The following is a 22,901-nucleotide window of genomic DNA, read 5'->3' as shown; positions in this document are numbered from 1 at the left end:
TTTCTTTAAATGAGTTTAATATAAATATGATAAATAAGGAAATTTCCAATATTTTCCACTCTTCAACGGTTTTAAATCGTGAACAGTTAAGCTTCTCCTCGGCTTCAGTAGAAGCACTGCACCAATGGGTGTCAGGCTTATCCATCATGAAGTTAGGAGATACGTCTGAAGCTTTGTTAAATGCGATGTATGAAATTGCAGAATTAAATTGCTCAGAAACTTTACGTTTTGATTTATTGCAAGTATTGCATCCGAGCATCGAAAATGTGCTCATTGGTTTAGAAAAATACTTTCTAGATCAAGGCTTATCACATTCTGATCGCAATGAGCACATTATTGAGCTCACCACTTTGATGCGCGCTTTTTTTGTGAAAATTTATGTCAATATTGCACACCGTAGTTCACAACAACTTACACAGCAAAAATATTCGATTTTGAAATTTGCTCAAAATCGTAGTTTTAAAACGGCACGTATTTTAGCAAATTATTATGCTTTACAACAACTGGGATTGTTATTAACCCAACAGCAAATGTTATATAGCCCTGCACTTTCTCATCAGTGGCAAACCATTCATCAACTATATGAATTGGCATTGAAAAATAATGAGCTGCTCATTAATGTCAATCATTTACAGGGTACACATTTTTCTGTGCAAAACATCCAACAAGCTTATGCACAAGTTTTGTTATTAGATGTATTTAATACGCATCAGATTCGTCCAAATGAGATTCAGGCACTTTATGAATGCAGTCTAGATTGGGCGAAATTAGCACAAATTTTACCCCGTGAAAGTTCACTTTCTCGCTATATTGTAGATACGAGCAAAGACCACTCTCCGATTTACAATCGTAAGCATCATGAAGATTTTAAGCCCAATGTTTTTATTTCAACGCAACAATTACTTGAACATATTAATGACACGATTCAAAATGAATCTGCATATTTGTCTGCAAATGAAAAAGATCATTTATCCTCAGCTTTAAAGTTTCATGTTCTCAATGTGTTAGGGACTCACTCTGAACGTCAACATGAACGTTATGAATATTCTGCACAGTTAGAAATTTGCTTTACCTTACAAACTGCACATTTTTATTTGTCTCATGCTAAGAATTTTGATGAAACCTTACAACTCAAACAAAATTTCAGTTTTAGATCCGAAACCAATTTACAAGGCAATATTTCAAATAACGCGCATGATACCTCGCAAACGCAAAAAATTAAGCAGCTTGACCGTGAAGTTAAACAAATTTATCAAGCCGAAGTCTTAGATATCAGTATTAATGGTTATCGTATTGCTTGGTCAGGTGAAGTACCGAAAAATTTACGTACAGGTGAACTGATTTTAGTCAGTGAAACACAACAAAATAAATGGAAATGTGCAGTCATTCGTTGGATTAAACAAGCCGAGCGCAAAAGCTATGAGGTCGGCGTGGAAATTTTGTCACAGGATATCTATCCTTGTGCTATTAAAGTACCTTCTGAGATTAATAGTTATATTTATCAACCTTGTTTATTGGTACAAACAGATCAAGATGAACTGACAAAATTATCTTTAGTTTTACCGAATTTACCGAATTTTAAAGAACAACAAGCGTTGCACTTACGTTTTAATCATCAAGAAATTAAAGTGTATTTATTGAAGTCCTTATTTATTTCACAGAGTTTTGTGCAGTTTGATTTTGAATTGCTCAATGATGAAGAGCAGCTCTTGATTGACCAGTTTATCCAACAACAATTATATGATTCAAATCATCATGACTTATGGGACAGTTTGAAGTGAGAAATTTATTATTATCTAAAAAGTTAAAACTCTCTGAAACACGAGTACTGATTATTGATGATAATCAAATTCGATATAATTCATTAATGGAACTTTTTGCAAGTAAAGAACATTTAGCACAAGGTCTGCTATTAGATGACTTAAAAAGTTTTGAAAAACAACTCAATACGTCTTGGGATTTAATCATTTTTGGTCGTGCTTATGATTTAAAAATGGAACAAGTCATCACCTTGATTCAAAACTCTGAACAAATCAATATTCCTGTCATTTTATTACGCCCAACAGAGTATCAACCTGAACAATATGAATATTTTATTCATAAAGGGATCTATGACATTATCGATTTAACAGCACCTGAGCATTGTTATATCAGCTTAGTCCGTGCATTATCTTATAGTCGTGCGCTTCAGTCTAAACAACATTTACTCAAAGACTTAGAAAGTGCTAAGACCCAAGCACAAAGCTTAGTTGAAGAACAACATAAAGCCTGTGCTGTACTTGAGGAAGGTATACATACGCAAGCAAACCCTGAATATTTACAACTTTTCGGTTTAAAACGTGAAGATGATATTATTGGTTTGCCTGTTTTAGATATTTTAAAACCTGAAGATTTGAACGATTTTAAAAATCGTTTTAAGAAAATTACCCAAGGACAGTTCGATTACGCACGTTTTGATATTCAAACTCTCAACCAAAATGCAAAAACACAAAATCCTTTAAAAATTGAGTTTTTACCAGGTTCAGAAGAAGATGTCTTACATCTCACGATTGAAATGTCTTCTCAAAACGATCAAGTGGCAGGACATGCCTCTACAAGGGCTCAAACTTTTTCACAGCTTCAACGTGCGATGATTGACCAACCTGCTAAAGTAAATGCGCTGATTGTGTTTAGTTTGGCACAATGCCCAAATGAAGTTCTCAATTTAACTTGGCAAAATATTTCACGTTACTTTGAAGGAATTCAAAAATTTATCAAAGAACAAACCAATCAAACTGTGCTTCAAATTGATGTTGGTGTCTATGGTATTCTATTACAAGCAGGTTCGGATACATTATTAGAATCACGCATCTCTAACTTAAACGTTTTGCAAAAACCCCAGTTACTTGAAATTGATCAAAAAACTTATCAATTTTATCTAAAAATTGGTTGTGCTGTGATTGACACAGATCAGTTTAATGAAGCGCATTTTTCCGCATTATTGATTCAAGCGTATAATTCACGATTGTCAACTCAACCATCTGAATCAGATTTACAAATGAGTGCGTCTCTACACACTACACAAATTGAACTGCCCCCATTGCTGCATGAAGAAATTCGTCTTGAAGAAACCGCACCATACAATATCCCCGCATTAGAAAGCATAACACTGGCACAAGATATTCAAATAATACCAACAGCAAATATCAGTCTAGAAACGCCAAGCATCGCTGAAGAAAAAATTGTACCGACCACAGTACAACTCACAGATTCACCTATTCTACGCCAAATTGCGGAAAAATTAGAACAAGGTGAAATTCGTATTAAATACCAACAACTTTATGATAAACAAGATACCAATCTGTATACTTATGAAGTCACAAGTGGTTTTATTTATGAGAATCACTGGAAAAAAATCAGCAATTTGGTTGAACTCGATGATGACGTTGAATTATCCATTAAATTAGACCGTTGGATTTTGGTTGAAGCCTGTAAGCAACTACATAACTTTATCCATCAATGCCCGACGGCAAAAATCATTGTTAATTTAAACCGCCATGTTTTATTCCATGACAAACAATTCCCTGAACTTATTTCTAAGCTCATTACCATTGTTGGAAGTCGAACAGCGCATCCTATTATTTTACAGTTTGATGAAGAGGATATTGCTAAAAACATCATTGAAGCACAAAAAAATATTTCGATACTACGTGAATATGGCGCTGATATTGCCATTCGTCGTTTTGGCTCTACGATTTCAAGCGAAGCGATCTTAAAGCAAAGTGATATTACCCATTTCACCCTAGATGAAAAATATACACATATGCTAGACAAAGAGACCACAACGCAATCATTGCAAGAAATGATTCATAAATATATAGAAATCAGACCTGTAGAGTTTTTATTGACTCATTTAGATGATATGAACTCTTTTGCAAATGCATGGAATGTAGATGTACGTTTCTTACAGGGTGAATACTTCCAAAAGAAATTGGATCAATTGACAGACGTACAAGATCAATAACTATTCAAAAATCGGGGATATTACGATAAACCCGATTTTAAACTCAATATAGAGTCATAAAAAAACGGGCAAATGCCCGTTTTTTTGGTTTTGCTGTATTAACCACGTTTGATAGAACGTGACATACCTGCAAAACGTTGTTTGAATTTGTCGATACGACCGCCAGTGTCAACATTCTTCTGTTTACCAGTATAGAATGGGTGACAAGCAGAACATACGTCTAGGTAAATTGTTTCTTTACCTAAAGCAGAACGAGTTTCAATGACGTTACCGCATGAACAAGTAGCAACTAATTTTTCGTATTTTGGGTGAATATCGGCGCGCATGGTCGATTCTCCTAAGTTAAGAAAGGTTTTGCTGTCATCGCAATTAACCACTCTCAGTTTAAATGCTGAGGCAAGGTTGAATAAATTAAAAAATTAATTCAACAGGCTAACACCATAACAGACCATTTCTTTTGAGCCCACCGAGACTATAAGTGTCAGAGCTAAGCACAACAAGTGGGCAGTATTATACGGCAATTTTTATAAATATGCGAATAATTAAATTACCATCCCGATTCTTGTTCTTTAGCAGTACTGTTACGCTTAGACCAATAGTTTGCAATCACACCACAAACCATTAACTGAATCTGATGAAAAATCATAATGGGCAATACAATCATCCCAAGCGGCTGTCCAATAAATAAAATTTGCGCCATCGGCACACCACTAGCCAGCGTTTTCTTCGAACTGCAGAAGAAAATTGCGATCTGATCTTGTTTGTTAAAGCCCAACCATTTTGGAATATAAAATGCCAAAAGCATAATGATGGTCAAAAAAACTGAACATACTAATGTTAAATAAAACAACGTCGTCCAGCTCACTTGATGCCACAATCCTGCCACCACTGCACCACTGAATGCACCATAGACCACCATTAAAATGGTTCCTTGGTCAAAAGTACGTACGATACTTGGTGCTTTTTGCATATATGGAAATACATAAGGTCGTAGTAACTGTCCAGCAATAAAAGGCACAAGTAATAGCAAAGTAATTTCAATAATCGATGAGGTTGGATCATAGTCATGTTTAGACTGACCAAAAATAAAAAAACTCACTAAAATTGGGGTAATAAACATACCAATTAAATTAGAAAAGGATGCACTACAAACTGCTGCTGCTACATTTCCTTTGGCAACAGAGGTAAAAGCAATCGATGACTGTACTGTAGAGGGTAAAAAACACATAAACAGGAAGCCCCAATATAACGCTTGTCCAAGTAGTGGCAATAAAATTGGTTTAGCCAATAAACCTAAAATTGGAAAGACAGCAAAGGTAAATGCAAAAACCACTGCATGTAATCTCCAATGCAAGACGCCTTCTATAATGGCTTCTCTAGAGAGCTTAGCACCATGCAAAAAGAATAAAATGGCAATCGCAATCGTGGTAATTTTACCAAAAATATCTGCAACTTGCCCATGAACAGGCAAAAAAGTCGCTAAAACTACCATCACAATTAAAAGAATGGTGAAGCGATCTAAGGCTAGTATTTTTAACATATTCATTGTGAACATCCTGTCTTATCTATGAATTGGATCGGCATTAAAAAAGCTCAGCAAGATGAATTTACCTAAAGGTAAACTTCAATCCTACTGAGCTCAGCAAATTAAACTACTTTTTACACTAAATGTTCACTATTTAATTCTGACACTTAAGTATTAATGAAAGTGTTTTAAATCTCGTCATGAACCACATATAAAAGTCGTGATAACTTAATTATTACGTGCATTAGCATCTTGTTGAATTAACTCAATTTTATAACCATCTGGATCTTCTACAAAGGCAATTACAGTCACGCCGCCTTTCATTGGACCAGCTTCACGTACCACATTGCCCCCACGAGCTTTGATTGCTTCACATGCTTGATAAGCATCATCGACAGCAATCGCAATATGACCATAGGCATTGCCTAATTCATAACTTGTCGTATCCCAATTATGAGTTAACTCAAGTACGGTATGATTTTCTTCATCACCATAACCCACAAAAGCTAAAGTAAAACGACCTTCCTCATAGTCACGTTTACGAAGCAATGTCATTCCAAGTACTTCAGTATAGAACTTTAACGATTGTTCTAAATTGCCTACACGTAACATGGTATGTAGCATGCGCATCATTGTATTCCCGTTGGTGAAATCATTAAGATCAATATAGGCAAAACTGACTAAAATTTCAATTTATAGCCTTAGAGTACGATGAGAATACACACCTATTTGCTATTTATTAAGCATGAAAAAGTGAGTTACCCTATCCTCATCATCTGCACATAAAAAAGCTCATTTCATCATCGGATAAAATGAGCTCATCATTAAAATAAAAAATAACTTAGTGACTAAAATGCATATGTTAGGAATGATGTGACTGTTGATGCTCTTTTAACAGCTTCGCCACCCAAACCACCAAAATTAAGATCGGAATACCAATAAATGTGGTCATCAAGAAAAATTTTGGATAACCAATATTACTCACGATCGTCCCTGAATACCCGCCTAAAATTTTCGGTGTTAAAGTCATTAACGAGCTAAAAATCGCATATTGCACTGCTGTAAATGAAACACTGGTCAAACTAGAAAGGAAAGCGATAAATGCTGCACCTGCCAAACCTGATGCCATATTATCCACAATAATTGCAAAATATAACCAACCTGAGCTATACGGTTCAATCAGCTTCCCTTTAATTTCAACGCTATCATCACCATTTACTTTGACTGCTTGAATAGGATTGACATCTATCGCTAAAGTACCTTGTGTCTCAGCAATTTTATAACCTGTTTGTGTACTAAGCGGTTCACTTGCCTGTTTAAAATTCACTGAAGCTGTAATGGTTTTAGTCGGAGAGTTTTGCAAAGTTTGCGCGTCAATTGAACCTGTAAAGACCCCATCTTTGTCTAATTTTGCAGGGAATTCTTGCGTATCCAGTTTTAAAGTAATGGGTTGTTCATCCACTAAACCTGCCGCATCTACACCAAGTAATTGTCCTTTAACGACAATATTTTGCTTTAACTCAACCTGCGAGAGCGTGTTATCGCTGCTGATCGGCAATAGTTGAATTTGTGCTGTGCCATTATCCTGTAAATAGGGCATCGTCACATGAACACGTTCTGATTGGTCTTGATAATGTGAACTAATTTTTAACTCAGATGCCGCAGCTAAAGCTTGACTTGGTACTTGAACTTTCCAGTACCCCACTTCATCAGGTGTGGCTTGAAATTGTTGTTGCCCCACTTGCACAGTCACTTGATCCATCGGTTTGCCTGATTTGACTAAACCAATAAAAATCAAATTGGTTGAGCTCGCAAGTACGGCGCCGACAAACATCAATTTCATGATATTCATACGTTGAGCAAGCAAACCACCGAGAAAGCCACCCACCAAACTAAAGATCACGCCATAAATTTTAACTGCTTCAGCAATTTGTTCTTTGGTAAAGTTTAAATCTTGGTAATACACATTCGAAATAACCCCTGCAATGATGTCTGAAATACGATAAAAACCAATCAATAACAATAAAACTAGTGCAAGTTTGACTCCATAACGCTGAAAGAAGTCTGCAATTGGATTCACCCATGTTTCATGTGCCATTTGCTTGTTCACAGCGCCCAACTGAATCAATAGATAAGCGGCAAAAACAGCTGCTGCACCTGAACCAATGAAACGGATTGCTTCTACCGCAAATAATAAGAAACTGTCTTGAATACTGAATTTTTCGATCAATGCTGCAGTGAATAATCCTGAAAAAATATAACTTGCAACAAAACTACTAACCGCCACAAAAAAAACAGCAACCAAACGGAAATAGTCTGTGCGTTGATAATCCTTATGTACACGATTTACCTGCGGCTCGCGTATGCTTAATGTGGTCACAATCCCTACACACATCACCGCAGCCATGGCTAAATAGGTATATTTCCACGCCTCATAAATATAATTACCTTTGGCTGTGCCCAGTTTAGCTGCCAAAAATAATGCGCCCGCACCAGCAATAATCATCCCGATGCGATAACCTGCATTATAAGTAGATGCCAAAACTGTTTGCATTTCTGTTTCAGCGAGCTCAATACGATAGGCATCAATCACAATATCTTGTGTTGCAGCAGAGAAACCGAGTAAAACTGCACCTGCAGCCATCTGATATAAATAACTCTGTCCAAGCGCAGGGTCAGAAAACGCCATAATACAAATCGCACAAATAATCAGGATTTGTGCCATTAACAACCAAGCACGTCTACGTCCTAATTTTTTGGTCAGTATAGGCAGTGGAATCTCATCAATTAAGGGTGCCCACACAAATTTAAATGAATAGCCGAGAGCAGCCCAACTAAAAAAAGTCACCGCACTTTTATCAATGCCTGCTTCACCTAACCACAAAGACAAACTTGAAAAGATCAGTAGAATCGGTATCCCTGCTGAAAAACCAAGGAACAACATGATCAAAGCACGGCGATCTAAAAATGCTTGGAAAGCAGATTTCCAGCCTGTTTTTTGCTCAGGCAATTGAGCTGAGTTTTGCGTAGACATTCGGTTGTTATTTTCTGCAAAATGAAATAATGCTATTCAACCGCTTAATGCAAATGGTTTCAATCACTTTTATGAAACCAAGCTGCAAATTTGTTGTTATTTACAACATCAATGCTTGATCTTTTAGGGTAAACCTGTATACCTTAAAGCTTTCAACTTCTATTTAGTTTTGGATTTCACCTGTGACCCAAAGACACGACCAATTAAGTTCAACCACTGTTTCAACTGTAACCACAACAAATCATTCAAAACAAATCGAATCCACTTTAACTTCAGTCTTTGACCAGACGGAAATTCAAAATACCTTGACGAAAACAGCCTTAAAACCTGAACAACTGACGCATATTCCCAACAGTTCCAATATTCCATTTTCTACCAAACGTATTAAACCGCTGAATAATTTCTTAGGTCAAGATCGCGCTCGTGCTTCGGTTGAAGCAGGTATTGCCCTACCTTATTCAGGCTACAATATTTTTGCAGTGGGTACGGCAGGTTTAGGTAAACGCACCATGATTAAGCGTTTACTTCAACAACACGCCAAAACCATGCCAACCCCTGATGACTGGGTTTATGTCAATAATTTTAAAAATGCACGTCAGCCTTTGGCTCTCTGTTTTCCCGCAGGACAAGGCATTAAATTCCAAACGTTACTGCATCAAGCTTGGCAAACCATTTTAAAACAACTTGAACGTCGTTTTAGTGCTGAAACCTATCACAATCGCATTGAACAAATTCGTCAAATTACAGGCAATGAACAACAACAAGCTTTGGTTGAACTCACCAAAGAAGGTGAAGTTTTAGATTTAAAACTCATCAATCGCCATGATGAGCATATGTTTGTACCTGTGCATTATGTGGATGACAAAATTCAAGAAATGTCACAAGAAGACATGAATGCACTCAGCAATAAAGAACGTTCAGAAATCAATGCCAATATTCGCTATATGGATAAAAAACTGGAACGTCTAGGCTTACAACTTGGCGACCTTGAAGATGATGCTCGCGACCAAGTGTCCGAGCTCAACCGTGATATTGCTAAACAAGTCATCATTCCACGTATGGAACAAATTTTAAATAAATTTGAGGCTGTGCAAGGTTTAGAACAATACTTAAAACTGTACGCACAAGATATCATCGACAATGTTGAAACGGTGATTGACCAAGAAGGTGTTGAGTTTTCTCCTTCTTTATTTAATCGTGTGCCTGCCCGCTATCAAGCCAATGTAGTGATTAGTAATAAAGCCAATTCAGGTGCACCCGTCATCTTTGAAGATTTCCCAACCCATTACAATTTGTTGGGTCATGTAGAACAACTCACGCAAAATGGCACCATTACCACAGATTTCACCTTGATTCGCCCTGGCACTTTACACCAAGCCAATGGCGGTTTTTTGATGCTTGAAGCAGAACAGCTGCTTGAACAACCCTATGCATGGCAAGGTTTAAAACGTGCTTTAAAATCTGGACAACTCAAACTTTCATCGCTTGAGCATATGCTGACGTTAACCGGCAGTATTTCCATTGAGCCTGCATCTATTCCTCTGAATCTCAAAGTTATTTTAATGGCTGAACCTGAAATTTATTATGAGATTTTAGAAGTAGAACCCGAATTAGGCAGTGTATTTAAAATTCGTGCTGATTTCACAGACACGTTGCAACGCAATGATGAAAATGAACAAGCCTATATGCAATTGATTGCTGATTATGTTCAGCAAGATAAATTATTGCCTTTTGACCGCTCTGCCTTATCTGCACTACTGACAGATTCGAGCCGCCAAGCAGAAGACCAAAGCTCCTTATCGCTACATGCTTCGACTTTAGGTGATTTGATTCGTGAATCACATCACCATGCTGTACAGCAACAAGAAAAAATGGTGACAGCGCAGCATATCAATACCGCATTAAAACATCGTCAATATCGCTTAGGCTATTTAAGAGAATTATATTGGCAAGATCTATCACGTGGGACACAACTGATTGAAACCAAAGGTCACCGTTTAGGACAAATCAATGCACTTTCAGTGATTCAATATGCCGATGTTGAATTTGGCTTACCTTCACGCCTAACTGCCTCAGTCTATCAAGGCGGCGGAGATATTTTAGACATCGAACGCAGTGTAGAACTCGGTGGTTCACTCCATGCCAAAGGTGTGTTACTCATGTCGAGTTTCCTTAAAGCACATTTTGGTCGTGAACAAATTTTACATTTCTCTGCTGCACTTGCCTTTGAACAAAGCTATGGTCAAGTGGATGGTGATAGTGCAACGGTTGCCGAATTATCTGCACTCATTTCTGCGATCAGCCAACTGCCGATTGACCAATCTTGGGCGATTACGGGTTCAATGAACCAACTCGGTCAAGTACAACCAATTGGCGGTGTGAATGCCAAAATCGAAGGCTTCTTTGATGCTTGTAAATTACAAGGTTTCACAGGCAAACAAGGCGTGATTATTCCTCGTCAAAACATGCAGCATTTAATGCTTAGACAAGATGTGATTGATGCCGTGACACAAGGACAATTTCACATTCATGCGATTGATACCATTGACCAAGCCTTAGAAATTTTAATGGCACGCCCTGTCGGCACACTCGATAAAAAAGGTCGTTATAGCAAAGGCTCGATTTATGCAGCAGTAATGGCTCAACTTGAATATTGGCAAGCACTTGAAGATGGTGTCGAAATCGAGGAAGAGCCAAAGAAAAAGAACAAAAAAAAGAAGAAAAATAAAGAAAAATCTGCCAAGAAAAAAGCCGTTGAATCACCTGTCGAAAGTAAGGATGAAGTGACGGCTGAAGCAAGTACTATGACGCAAGCAGAAGTTGACTAATAAAATCATAAATTTAAGTCCATAAATAAAGCCCCTGATCAATGCAGGGGCTTTTTTATTGCTTTGGTCAATTCTAAAATGACATAATTAACCAAAACGACCTGTAATATAAGCTTCTGTTAATTGATGATCCGGTTGCGTAAATACTTTTTCAGTTGAGTTGACTTCAATCAAATCACCCAAATGGAAATATGCTGTACGGTCAGATACACGTGCAGCTTGTTGCATCGAGTGAGTCACGATTGCAATGGTATATTGATTAGACAATTCAGAAATAAGTTCTTCGACTTTTGCCGTTGCAATTGGATCTAGTGCAGAACATGGTTCATCCATCAAAATCACTTCAGGACTCACCGCAATGGTACGTGCAATACACAAACGTTGTTGCTGACCACCTGATAAACCTGTACCTGGTTGGTTTAAACGATCTTTTACTTCATCCCATAGACCTGCTTTACGCAAACTATTTTCAACAATTTCTTCCATATCGTATTTATCACGTGCCAAACCATGTAGTTTTGGACCATACGCGACATTGTCAAAAATTGATTTTGGGAATGGGTTTGGTTTTTGGAAAACCATCCCAACTTGTGCACGAAGTAGCACCACATCAAGGTTTGGATCATAGATATCTTGATTATCTAAGGTCACTTTACCCGTAACACGGCAACCATCAATGGTGTCATTCATACGATTAAGTGTACGTAAGAATGTTGATTTACCACAACCTGATGGTCCAATAAATGCAATGACTTCATTCTCATAGATTTTTAAGTCAATTCCTTTAATTGCTTCAAAATCACCATAATAAACATGGGTATCTTCAGCACTGATTTTTACAGTTGTCGCTGGTTCTTTTTTAGAGCTGCTATTTGAGTCAAATTGTGAAACGAACGAAGTCGTTGGACGTTTTTGCTCAGTTTGTTGAGACGTATATTGTGTGTGATCTTGATTCACTGACGGATCCTTTTCTAAGGAATTTTTAATATCTAGAATACTCATAGTTTGTTCTCAATTACCAGCGTACTTCAAACTTCTTACGCAACCAAATTGCAAGACTATTCAGTAAAATCATTAAGGCAAGTAAAACAATAATGGCAGCCGCTGTACGCCCTTCAAAGAAGTTACGCAGTTCATTGCCTTGCCATAAAAAGATTTGTACAGGTAAAGCTGTTGATTGATCTAAAGGTGTTGCAGGAATATTGGCAACGAATGCGCTCATGCCAATCAACAATAATGGTGCAGTTTCACCGAGTGCTTGTGCCACACCAATAATCGCACCCGTTAAAATACCTGGTAAAGCCAAGGGTAAAACATGATGGAAAATAGTTTGTACACGTGATGCACCCAAACCTAAAGCTGCCTGACGAATCGAAGGTGGAACTGCTTTTAATGATGCACGTGTGGTAATAATAACGGTTGGTAAAGTCATTAAACTTAACACCAAACCACCAACCAATGGTGCAGAAATTGGCATGTGCATCCAACTAACAAAGATCGATGCGCCGAGTAAACCGAAGACAATCGAAGGAACAGCAGCCAAGTTATTGATATTCACTTCAATAACATCGGTTAACCAGTTTTGTTTAGCAAATTCTTCAAGGTAAATCGCAGATGCTACCCCAATAGGTATTGAGATAAAAATCACAATCAACATCATGAACAATGAGCCCATGAATGCGCCCGCTAAACCTGCTGTTGCAGGTGAACTACGTGAATCTGGGTTGGTGAATAACTGCATATTAAAGGTACGATCTATATCACCCGATGCACTCATCGAATCGGCTAACTTACGTACTTCAGGGCTTAATTGTTGCTGATCATCTGGTAAATTACGATCAATATTGCCTGCAAGCCATACATCTACATTGGCATCAGCCAAGACTTTGACATCTTTCTTTTGACCAATCAATGCAGGATCTTGCATCACCATATCACGTAAACGATAAGCTTCAGAACTGGTGTAAATACTGCCCAACTCATCACGATGTGCTGCCAGCTTTGGATCTTTTGCAATCATGCCATTTACAAGTAATGCATCCCAATCCACCATGCCCATTTTGGTTTGCCAATCAACAAAACGTTCTTGAAATTGTGCAGGTGATTCATTTTGAGATTGGGTCGGCTGTGGTCCTACATCGATGACTTTTGGATCAAAATAAACAGGAACATTTATACTTGCTTGCCAAAATGCAGGCAGACCTTTGGCTAAAATACTGCCAAAGAGTAATGCAACAAATGCGAGACCAATGACCACTGACGCTAAACCAAAAAATCGAAATGATTTTTCAGTACGATGACGTGATGCCAACGATTTTTCAATTTTTGCTTTACGTTTTTGACGTAATTCTTCTGCCACACGAGGATCAAATACATTTTGATCCACTGGAGATGTATTTGATGTACTCATTCGTATTGCTCACGGTATTTACGCACAATATAAAGTGCAACAATATTTAACCCTAAGGTAATGACAAATAGGGTCAAACCTAAAGCAAATGCCACCAATGCTTGCGGACTTGCGAAGTCTGTATCCCCTGTTAATTGATTAACAATGGTGACCGTCACAGTTGAAACCGCTTCAAGCGGATTGACATGCAATAAAGGACTATTCCCTGCGGCAAGTACCACGATCATAGTTTCACCAATTGCACGTGATGCAGCCAACAAGAATGCGCCAATGATACCCGGCAATGCAGCAGGCATCACCACACGGCGAATGGTTTCAGATTTGGTTGCACCAAGTCCCAAAGAACCATCACGTAAAGCACTTGGCACTTGGGTAATAATGTCATCCGACAATGAAGAAACAAATGGAATAATCATGATGCCCATGACAAAACCTGCAGTTAATGCACTCGTTGCATTAATATTCAGTCCAACCAGATCACCTGCCATTTTAAAAAATGGTCCAATGATCATTAAGGCAAAAACGCCATATACGATGGTTGGAATACCCGCCAAAATCTCAATTGCAGGTTTTGCCCACGCACGTAAGCGCGGTGAGGCATATTCGGCTAAATAAATTGCAATCATTAAACCCACAGGTACAGCAACAAGAAGTGCCACGATACTAACCATGAGTGTGCCCCACAGCAGTGGTAATAGCCCATAACTTCCTTCTGCACTTCCTGAGGTACTAAAACCAGGATTCCACTCTGTACCTAAGAAAAAGTCTAAAGGACTCACAAATTGGAAGAAACGCATCGCTTCACTAAACATTGACATCACGATGCCAACGGTTGTTAAAATCGCAACACCTGAACAGAGTGCTAATGCAACATTAATCGTTTTTTCAACTTGGTTACGTGCTCTGTATTGTTTTTCGACACGTTTTTTTGCCCAAACTAAACCAAGCAATGCTGCACAGATCACCACTGCAAACTTGGCAAACGCGCCAATCGTTTGAACTTTCTTTAATTCTGCAGCTGCCGCAACTTCGTATGCAGCTGGTGTATCACTCACCCCGAAACCAGAAGCAATGGCTTTGACACGCTCAACGAGAACCTGAATACTGGCATGATCTGAAGATGCAACAATTGATGCAGGAATATGATTTAAAATAATTTGTTTTAATAGATTCGGTTCAACCAGATTCCATACCACTAAAATCAAAAATGCAGGGATACCACACCATAATGCAACCAATGCACCATAGTAGCCTGGACGTGAGTGTAAGGTAGCTGAATTTTTCCCCTTACCCGCGATGTTTCGACTTTTACTTAAACCAATTTGATACGCGATTGCTACGAGAGCCAATAACACGCCAATAAGTAGCAGATTCATGCATTCTCCACCGTTTTCTCAATGTCATACTTGAAAAAACACTGCTTAGCAAAAAATGCCAATGGCAGTTTCCCACCATTAGCCTTTTCATCTTTAAAAATTACTTAACGCCCTTACCTGCTTTAAATGCTGCAAGCACTTTTGCACGCTCAGCATCAGACATAGAAATTAGACCTGCTCTTTCTAACTTAGACCCTTTACCTGATACTTTCTTGCTTAAGAAGAACTCAGCAAACTGTGGTAAGCCTTTGATTGATTTCAAGTGTTCACCCTTCACATAGAAGAATAATGGGCGAGATACTGGATATGAACCATTAAGAATTGTTTGCTCAGATGGAGAAACATTATTTACTGTTGCAACACGTAATTTGTCACGGTTTTGATCATAGAAACCTAAACCAAATACACCCACAGCACTTGGAGATGTTTTTAAACGTGCTAATGTTTCAGTGTAATCACCAGAAATTTCAATCACTTTTCCATCTTTACGGAAATTAGAACATGTTTTCTTTAATGCATCTTTATCTAAGTTTTTGAACGCCTGATAAGTTTCACAACCAGCATCCACCATTTTTTCTTGGAATACTTCACGTGTACCGTGATTTGATGCAGGGATGACTAAAGTAATTGGCTCATTTGGCAGCGCTTTGTCAATTTGATTCCAACGTGTATATGGGTTTGGTACCATTTTACCATTTGAAGGTAATTCAGCTGCTAAAGCTGCAAATACATGTTGTGGACGTAATTTGTAAGCTGCTTTATGTGAATTTGAAGCAAATACGATACCATCATAACCAATTTTGATTTCTAAAATTTGATTTACGCCTGCTTTCTTACATGCAGCAATTTCAGTGTCTTTAATTTTACGAGAAGCGTTTGCGATATCAATCGTATTGTCGCCCACACCCGAACAGAATTGTTTTAAACCAGCAGATGAACCACCAGAACCAACAACAGGTGCTTTAAACTGTGGGAATGTATTACCAAATTCTTCAGCAACAATACTTGCATATGGAAGTACTGTTGAAGAACCAGCAATTTGAATCGTATCACGAGCTGCGTGTGTTGTAGATGCTACTGCTGCCCCTGAAACTGCTAAAGCAATTGCGATATGATTTAAGCGCATTCTTTTCTCTCTTTCTTAATTGCAATTATAAGTACTTAAATTCCACAATGGCGTACTTTTTGGATAACTGCATTTTGATTTTAAAATATGACAAATAAGTTACAGCTTTATGACGCTTTTATGATAATTAATGACTTGTTTTTGATTTAATTAAAATTCTTTAAAATTCAATGTGTAAAGACATTTTACTCAATATTTATTTTTCTCATATTTTTTGATTTGAATTGTAACCATTCATGAAAGCGTCATGATGATCTCAGTCAAAGTACTAGTAAATAGGATGCAATACAACATATCTTTTAGCACTTTTAGATGATTATGGGATCAATTACATCAAAATCTTAAAATCTAATATGAAACATAGGCAATGATATTAAAAGAGCTCCTATTAATTTGAAAAAACGACTCAATGCCCTTTTAGATTTTCCTTTGCATCTAGAAGAAAAAGGAATTTAAAGCAATCGCCTTTATCAAAAAATGATATAAATTCAGCAGCATGACTTAAAACCTGTTCCTATATTTTCATTTTCAAGCCCTGTGCTTTTAAGATTTATTCTAGTGTGATCACTAAAAAACTTCTCTAATTTCCACATTGGGATCATAAGCATCTAAACGCTTTGCCAAAACATGTAAATGCCGAGTGGGTACAGCAGGAAATAAATGATGCTCAACATGATAAAACATGTTGTACGTCACAACTCGCTTAAATTCATTTCTCACAGTACGAGCCATATAAATATGATCTTCAGTATCATGATGCACCGTCCACACTGCAAAAAATGCTGTCATACATTGCCCGATCAACATTGCAACAACGTGATATTTCAAAATGGTGACATCTAAAATAAAAAACACTGCAATCACTAAAATAATATTTGCTAAAAGTTCAGCACTCATCCATTTTCTTTGTGTTTTTGTCCCAACAGCAAATGCCTTTTTATGTAACATAATTGGAAAAAATGGCCCAAATAAAAATGCTTGCCACCATTTCATACGTGCACTTTTGGCTTCAACATCTTCATCTTGCATGCAAAATTGGTGATGACGTAAATGATTAATTTGCACAGCATGCATTGAACCTAACATGACAATACTTAATATCCACATCACCCAATGTGTTTTTTCTCGGCTTATTCCAAGTGCAAAATGAAAAGCATTATGCACTTGACGTAAGCCTGTTAAAAAAAACATAAACGAACACAATAATGCTAATAGATACCAAGCCAAATACGCAAAAGCCAAAGATGCACACAACCAAGGTATTGAAATCAATAATTCGGAAATAACATCTCTTGTTCGTAAATGTACTAAATCTTTCCATTGCACGACTTTTAATAAATATTGCTGATCATTCATTTTTATAAATTTTTATAAAGAGAATTAAATGACTATAAAATGAACAAATCTTCATTGCAAGCTCAAATATTCCTTAAGACTATTCTATTTTTTGTCGACTCATAATTTGCTCACTTAACATACGGTAAATATGAGTCAAATGAGGTTGTTGTGAAGCAGCTAACATTGCTTCATGCATATTCAAAATCACATGGTCTCCACGCATGGCAGGACCTGTTTGCATCAATCTGGGTTCATTTTGAACAGCTTTTTGAGCGGTTTCTAAAATCAAAGGAGACAATAAACTAAAATCTACCTGTTGAGCATCAAGAACTTGTTTTGCCATGTCATAACATGCATTGCTAAAATTACAAGCAAATACAGCAGCTAAATGTAAACTCAAACGCTGCTCTGAAGAATACAGATAAACCTTATTACTCAGGCTATTTGCGAGTTTTTCTAGTTTTTTTTGACTCGCTGCAGACTGTGCTTCAATAAATAAAGGGGTATTTTCCCAGTCAATTTCACGTTCAATACTAAAGGTCTGTAAAGGATAAAATACGCCTACATTCTCATAATGGTCTGCCAATACTTTTAAATGTGTACTTCCAGAACTATGCACAACTAGTGTATTTTTTAAATAGGGTTTGAGCTGCTGTATCACCTTTGCAATGGCTTGATCACTTACAGCAATGACACATAAGTCTATATTATCTTGAAAATCTTGAAGATGATGGATTGCTTCCGCCTGCACAAGACTGGCAAGTTTTTGTGCATTTTCAAAATGAGTACTAAAAATTTGTACAATTTGATACTGACGAGCAAAAGCCTGTGCCAAATGGGTTGCAACTCGCCCCGAACCAATAAAACTTATACGCATCATGTCAATTTCTCAATTTTAGACTTTATTTCTAGCTGCATATTTTCAAGATAATCTAAAATGAAAGCAAATAAAAACGAGCGACCTAAATCGCCCGTTTTAATGCTATTGGCGATTATTGCGTTTTTTCTTCAACCCCGTTGTTATCTACTTCACGCACTGTACCTGTTTCAGTATTAATCACTTCAAACTCAATGCGGCGATTTTTAAATTGCCCTTCTTTGGTTGCATTATCTGCGACAGGTTGGTCTTGACCAAAACCTTGTGCTTGCAATTTACTTGGGTCTACACCTTTTGCAACCAAATAATCTACAACCGATTTTGCTCGTTTTTGTGATAATGCTTTATTGGCTTCGGCATTTCCTGTCGAATCGGTATAGCCTTTTACAACCAATTGTACCTTCGGTACTTTATTCATTAATGCTGCGGCTTGGTCTAATACCGACTTATTCACATCAGGAATCTCAGCAGATGCTGTCGCAAAGTTAATAATCTGTAAGTTTAATGCAGTCGCAATATCTAAGGGACGAACTTGATTTGGGTCAATATTGCTCAAAGCCGCTTTCGCTTTGTCAATGCTGCTTGTCACCGCCGCACCCTCATCTAAACTTGCTGCTTCACCCACAACGACTTGCACATCTTTAACCAACGGTGTGATTTTATCTGCTAACGCTTTTAAACTCGCAGTATCTGCACCTTGTAAACTGATTTGATTTCCTGTCCACACCAAATTGACATTTGGTACACCTTTCAACAACTTTAATACACTCACTAAAGCATTCTGATCCACTAAAGCTGCATTAAAATTATTACTTGAATCTACGCCACAACCATTTTGATGGCTAAAAATTTGTTTGACTTCTTTTTGTAAAATATCAATATACTTTGCATCACCGATTTTTGCCTGACATGTGACTAATGCACCTGCTTGGTCTGTTGAGATTTGGAAATATGCAGGTTGCTGACTAGAACTTGTCATTGTGCTATTGGTGACGGGTGTTGGCTCTTCTGTCTTACAACTGCGTAATAACCAAAAAGCCAAAAACAATAGAATCAATAAAGCAATTAATGCTGGCCAGAAGCTTGATTTTTTCTTTTCCTCCACAACAGGTGTTGGTGTAACTGGAGGAACAGCCTGTGATGTGGTATTTGCTGTTGCAGCTAAAGTACCTAGCCCTAAAGCGGCTAAAATCCCTCGCGCCCAAGGGGCTAAACCAGTAGAAATTGCATCATAATTTTGTTCTAAAAAATGCTGTATCACTACAGGGTCATGAGAGCCTGCTTCATCTTCTAATACATTTAATGTTGCTGGAATTGACCGATTTAAAACATTTTCAATGTCATGATGAGGGACGTGTTGACCCACGCTCTCTACATACTGCTCCTTCAACGTACTTTGTGTATGAAATAAATCAGCTAATCTCGGATTTAAATTATTTTGAAGTGCAGAAATTAAATTAGGATTTGCTTTTAAAATCGCTAACAAAAAAGGAAAAAACTCAGCCAATGCTGTACTTTTTTCTGTTAAATACGTCGATTCACCTTTTAATACGATCGGGGTCACTCTTTCTTTCAATAATGAAATCAGATCCATTTCTATACTCCTCACATGAGATTTTATTTGTTATGTAAATTTTTTATAACTTACATGAGTATGCGCTTAAAAAACCATCATTTTCTTTAAGTTTTGTTATTTTCCTTAAACTTATATAAATATCGAATGGCGTATTCCCTCACTAGAAACAAAACAAATTCCCCCTAACAACGTCTTCTTATTTTCATTTTCAATTGAGCCCTTCGTGGAATTTTTTAGCCTCATCTAAAATCTCAAACCATGCCGCCTTATAGTCGATAAAAGCATGTGATGCAATATGTGCACTCAATGGCTCATTGATGATTCCGACTCTTAAACGAATCACTTCTGGTAAATCTAAACGCGCACTAAATAAAGGGGAACCACATGCTTTACAAAACACGCGCTTTTTATTTTCAGTTGCAAAGTATTCTGAAAATAATGCTTGCCCCTGTAAAATTTCTAAGTATTTAGTTTCAATGGGTGCAATGGCAACAAAAGCTGAACCTTGTGCTTTTTGACATTGCCCGCAATGACAAACGAACACTTGAGGAATTTCTGTATTAATTTTAAGTTGAATTCCGCCACAGAGACATGAAGCTGTATACATAATTTCATCATTTTAATTTATTTGGATTCAAACGAGATTAGCTCACATTGATGTAAATGAAAGTATGATCCATAGAGAAAATTTTAATTATTTATTTACAATCACTTTCTCGATACACTTTTAAAGCTGCAATTTCAGCATAAATCAGTTGCTGTAAATCATCACGAAACTGAATCATATCCTCCATCGTTTCAATCTGATCAATACTTAAACGTGGCATAAACTTGAAATAAAACGGAATTCTTTTGGGGATAATATGCTTTGGAATCGAAGGAATCACCTCGCCATTTCTCAAAAATGAACCGATTTTCGGATTGGATAAAATTTTATTAAACCATTTTTGCTTTAACAGCATATTGACATCAAAACCCAGCTCAAAAACTTCATCCCCACCCAAAGCCACAAATGGCGCAATGTCATAGCCAAATTCCTGCGCCAGTTTTAAAAAGCCATAGCGTTGTTTCCAAATGAGTTGATAAGCTTCGCCTTTTCGTTTAATGACTTCACGACCACCACCAGGAAAAACCAAAATAGAATAGCCTTGTTGCATCGCCTGTCTAGCAAATTCTCGAGTTCCGTCTATCCCTCCGACTCGCTTAACCATTCCTTTCCAAATTGGAATATGAAAATGCATATGATCTGCCAAACTGACAATGGCAATTTTATGTTCATTATATAAATAGTCGATGAGAATCGGAGAATCCAGCACGCCATAAATGGTATGGTTTCCCACATACATGGCAGGTTTTTGAGGATTGAGATTTTCTGCGCCTAAAAAAGTCGGACGAAAGTAATAACGTTGCAATGCACTAATTACACGTAATAATTTAGAGTTATGTTGAATTTCTAATTTTTTTAGGGTCATGTTGTATCTCTACAAAACCTCAATAAGTCCATATTTATACTAGAAGTCCCCTCTCCTTTTAGGAGAGGGTTAGGGAGAGGTTTTAATTAAGTCAAGCTCCCCATCCTCTTGCTGACTTTCAGTCCTCCTCCTCAAGAAGTAGAGACTTTCAATCTATATTTTATAACAATGACGTATACTGAGTATTTACACAAGATCTGTTATGAATAAATCAAACCACATGCTTTTGCACAAGAATCGAACCTACAGAATACCCTGCACCAAATGAACAAAGTACACCATATTCACCATCGTTGACCTGATCCGCAGTACGATGCAACGCAATGATCACACCTGCAGAAGATGTATTGGCAAATTCATCCAAAATAATTGGCACTAAATCAGGATCAGCTTCCGCCACTTGTTTACCCACAATCAGTTTTAAAATCAATTCATTCATATTGGCATTGGCTTGATGCAACCAGAAACGCTTCACATTTTCAGGCTGAATGCTGTTCTTTTCAAGCTGAGTCGTGATGATTTTGGCAACCAATGGACAAACTTCTTTAAATACTTTACGACCATCCTGACGGAATTGCTTATCATCACGAGAAGTCAATTCAGAACCGTTCAAGAAGCCAAAGTTATTGCGGATGTTGTTTGAAAATTGTGTAAATAAATGGGTATCCACAATTTCAAAACCCGTTTTACTGTCCGTTTCTTCGATGATTGAAGCAGTTGCAACATCACCAAAAATGAAATGGCAATCACGTGAGCGATAATCTGTGTGGCCCGATGTAATTTCAACATTGACCAATAACACACGGCGTGCACCCGATTTGACCGCATCATAGGCTTGTTTCAAGCCGAAAGTCGCCGCAGAACATGCCACATTCATATCATAAGCATAGCCTTGAATGCCAAGCGCAGTTTGGATTTCAATTGCAACCGCAGGATAAGCACGTTGTAAATTTGAACATGCCAAAATCACCACATCAATATCTTCAGCAGTTACACCTGCATTTTCCATTGCTTGCTTCGCAGCCATTACGCCCCACTCAGCCTGAATAGAAAGCTCATCTTCTGAACGTTCTTCCAAACGTGGACGTAAACGATTAATATCCAACACACCTGATTTTTCAATCACATAACGGCGTTTGACACCTGATGCTTTTTCAATAAATTCTGCACTCGAACCACGACGTGCAACGACTTCGCCTGCTTCAATTTTTTCAGCATTTTCACTGTTAAATTGTTCTACATAAGCATTTAAGCTTTCAACCAATTCTTCATTGGTAATGATTTCCTCGGGATGATACAAGCCTGTTCCTGTAATACGGATGCCCATGGAAAACTC

The 22,901-nt window shown here is 37.5% G+C and carries 17 protein-coding genes; 3 read left to right on the top strand and 14 right to left on the bottom strand.

Translation table 11 applies throughout. The features are described 5' to 3' along the window. The first annotated feature begins 26 nt into the window (after positions 1 to 26). Positions 27 to 1,781 (top strand): GTPase, encoded by a 1,755-nt coding sequence (locus HUV91_RS02695; protein WP_130073238.1) that lies wholly within the window; start codon positions 27 to 29, stop codon positions 1,779 to 1,781. Continuing rightward, complete coding sequence (locus HUV91_RS02690; RefSeq protein ID WP_174492447.1) at positions 1,763 to 4,003, top strand: EAL domain-containing protein; 2,241 nt, start codon at positions 1,763 to 1,765, stop codon at positions 4,001 to 4,003. The genes HUV91_RS02695 and HUV91_RS02690 overlap by 19 nt, the downstream gene beginning before the upstream one ends. 98 nt (positions 4,004 to 4,101) lie before the next feature. Here the strand turns inward: HUV91_RS02690 and rpmE are convergent, their stop codons facing one another. The 4 genes from rpmE to HUV91_RS02670 form a co-directional block, all read right to left on the bottom strand. Continuing rightward, positions 4,102 to 4,329 (bottom strand): 50S ribosomal protein L31, encoded by a 228-nt coding sequence (rpmE, locus tag HUV91_RS02685; RefSeq protein WP_130073236.1) that lies wholly within the window; start codon positions 4,327 to 4,329, stop codon positions 4,102 to 4,104. 221 nt (positions 4,330 to 4,550) lie between these two features. Further along, on the bottom strand, positions 4,551 to 5,549 hold the full coding sequence (locus HUV91_RS02680; RefSeq protein WP_174492446.1) for a bile acid:sodium symporter family protein: 999 nt from the start codon (positions 5,547 to 5,549) through the stop codon (positions 4,551 to 4,553). A gap of 207 nt (positions 5,550 to 5,756) precedes the next feature. After that, positions 5,757 to 6,158 (bottom strand): lactoylglutathione lyase, encoded by a 402-nt coding sequence (gene gloA / locus HUV91_RS02675; protein WP_130073234.1) that lies wholly within the window; start codon positions 6,156 to 6,158, stop codon positions 5,757 to 5,759. Positions 6,159 to 6,390: 232 nt separating this feature from the next. Next, positions 6,391 to 8,562: an AmpG family muropeptide MFS transporter gene (locus HUV91_RS02670; RefSeq protein ID WP_228721828.1), complete on the bottom strand. Its 2,172-nt coding sequence runs from the start codon at positions 8,560 to 8,562 to the stop codon at positions 6,391 to 6,393. Between the two features lie 182 nt (positions 8,563 to 8,744). Between HUV91_RS02670 and HUV91_RS02665 the strand changes: the two genes are divergently transcribed. Beyond that, positions 8,745 to 11,390: a Lon protease family protein gene (locus tag HUV91_RS02665; RefSeq protein ID WP_174492445.1), complete on the top strand. Its 2,646-nt coding sequence runs from the start codon at positions 8,745 to 8,747 to the stop codon at positions 11,388 to 11,390. An 87-nt stretch (positions 11,391 to 11,477) separates the two neighbouring features. Here HUV91_RS02665 and pstB read toward each other — a convergent pair whose 3' ends face one another. The 10 genes from pstB to HUV91_RS02615 form a co-directional block, all read right to left on the bottom strand. Beyond that, positions 11,478 to 12,392, bottom strand: coding sequence for a phosphate ABC transporter ATP-binding protein PstB (gene pstB / locus HUV91_RS02660; protein ID WP_130073232.1), 915 nt, complete (start codon positions 12,390 to 12,392; stop codon positions 11,478 to 11,480). A gap of 13 nt (positions 12,393 to 12,405) precedes the next feature. Beyond that, positions 12,406 to 13,800, bottom strand: a complete 1,395-nt coding sequence (pstA, locus tag HUV91_RS02655) for a phosphate ABC transporter permease PstA (protein ID WP_174492444.1) — start codon at positions 13,798 to 13,800, stop codon at positions 12,406 to 12,408. After that, positions 13,797 to 15,176: a phosphate ABC transporter permease subunit PstC gene (pstC, locus tag HUV91_RS02650; protein ID WP_174492443.1), complete on the bottom strand. Its 1,380-nt coding sequence runs from the start codon at positions 15,174 to 15,176 to the stop codon at positions 13,797 to 13,799. The genes pstA and pstC overlap by 4 nt, the downstream gene beginning before the upstream one ends. 100 nt (positions 15,177 to 15,276) lie before the next feature. Beyond that, positions 15,277 to 16,302, bottom strand: a complete 1,026-nt coding sequence (locus HUV91_RS02645; RefSeq protein ID WP_130073229.1) for a substrate-binding domain-containing protein — start codon at positions 16,300 to 16,302, stop codon at positions 15,277 to 15,279. A gap of 567 nt (positions 16,303 to 16,869) precedes the next feature. Beyond that, positions 16,870 to 17,658: a fatty acid desaturase gene (locus tag HUV91_RS02640; RefSeq protein WP_174492442.1), complete on the bottom strand. Its 789-nt coding sequence runs from the start codon at positions 17,656 to 17,658 to the stop codon at positions 16,870 to 16,872. Positions 17,659 to 17,737: 79 nt separating this feature from the next. Next, positions 17,738 to 18,517, bottom strand: coding sequence for a Rossmann-like and DUF2520 domain-containing protein (locus tag HUV91_RS02635; RefSeq protein ID WP_174493577.1), 780 nt, complete (start codon positions 18,515 to 18,517; stop codon positions 17,738 to 17,740). 115 nt (positions 18,518 to 18,632) lie between these two features. Then, the gene (locus HUV91_RS02630; protein WP_228721827.1) at positions 18,633 to 20,111 is read right to left on the bottom strand and encodes an OmpA family protein; all 1,479 of its coding nucleotides are present in this window, start codon (positions 20,109 to 20,111) and stop codon (positions 18,633 to 18,635) included. 190 nt (positions 20,112 to 20,301) lie between these two features. Continuing rightward, positions 20,302 to 20,700 carry a GFA family protein gene (locus HUV91_RS02625; protein ID WP_130073227.1) on the bottom strand — a complete coding sequence of 133 codons (399 nt, stop codon included), beginning with the start codon at positions 20,698 to 20,700 and terminating at the stop codon, positions 20,302 to 20,304. Positions 20,701 to 20,791: 91 nt separating this feature from the next. Next, positions 20,792 to 21,565 (bottom strand): lysophospholipid acyltransferase family protein, encoded by a 774-nt coding sequence (locus HUV91_RS02620; RefSeq protein ID WP_174492441.1) that lies wholly within the window; start codon positions 21,563 to 21,565, stop codon positions 20,792 to 20,794. A gap of 211 nt (positions 21,566 to 21,776) precedes the next feature. Then, complete coding sequence (locus HUV91_RS02615; RefSeq protein ID WP_174492440.1) at positions 21,777 to 22,892, bottom strand: beta-ketoacyl-ACP synthase III; 1,116 nt, start codon at positions 22,890 to 22,892, stop codon at positions 21,777 to 21,779. Positions 22,893 to 22,901 lie beyond the last annotated feature (9 nt).

This window comes from Acinetobacter sp. Marseille-Q1623 (assembly GCF_902809895.1).
Classification (GTDB): domain Bacteria; phylum Pseudomonadota; class Gammaproteobacteria; order Pseudomonadales; family Moraxellaceae; genus Acinetobacter; species Acinetobacter piscicola_A.
This window is presented reverse-complemented; position numbering and strand designations above follow the sequence as displayed.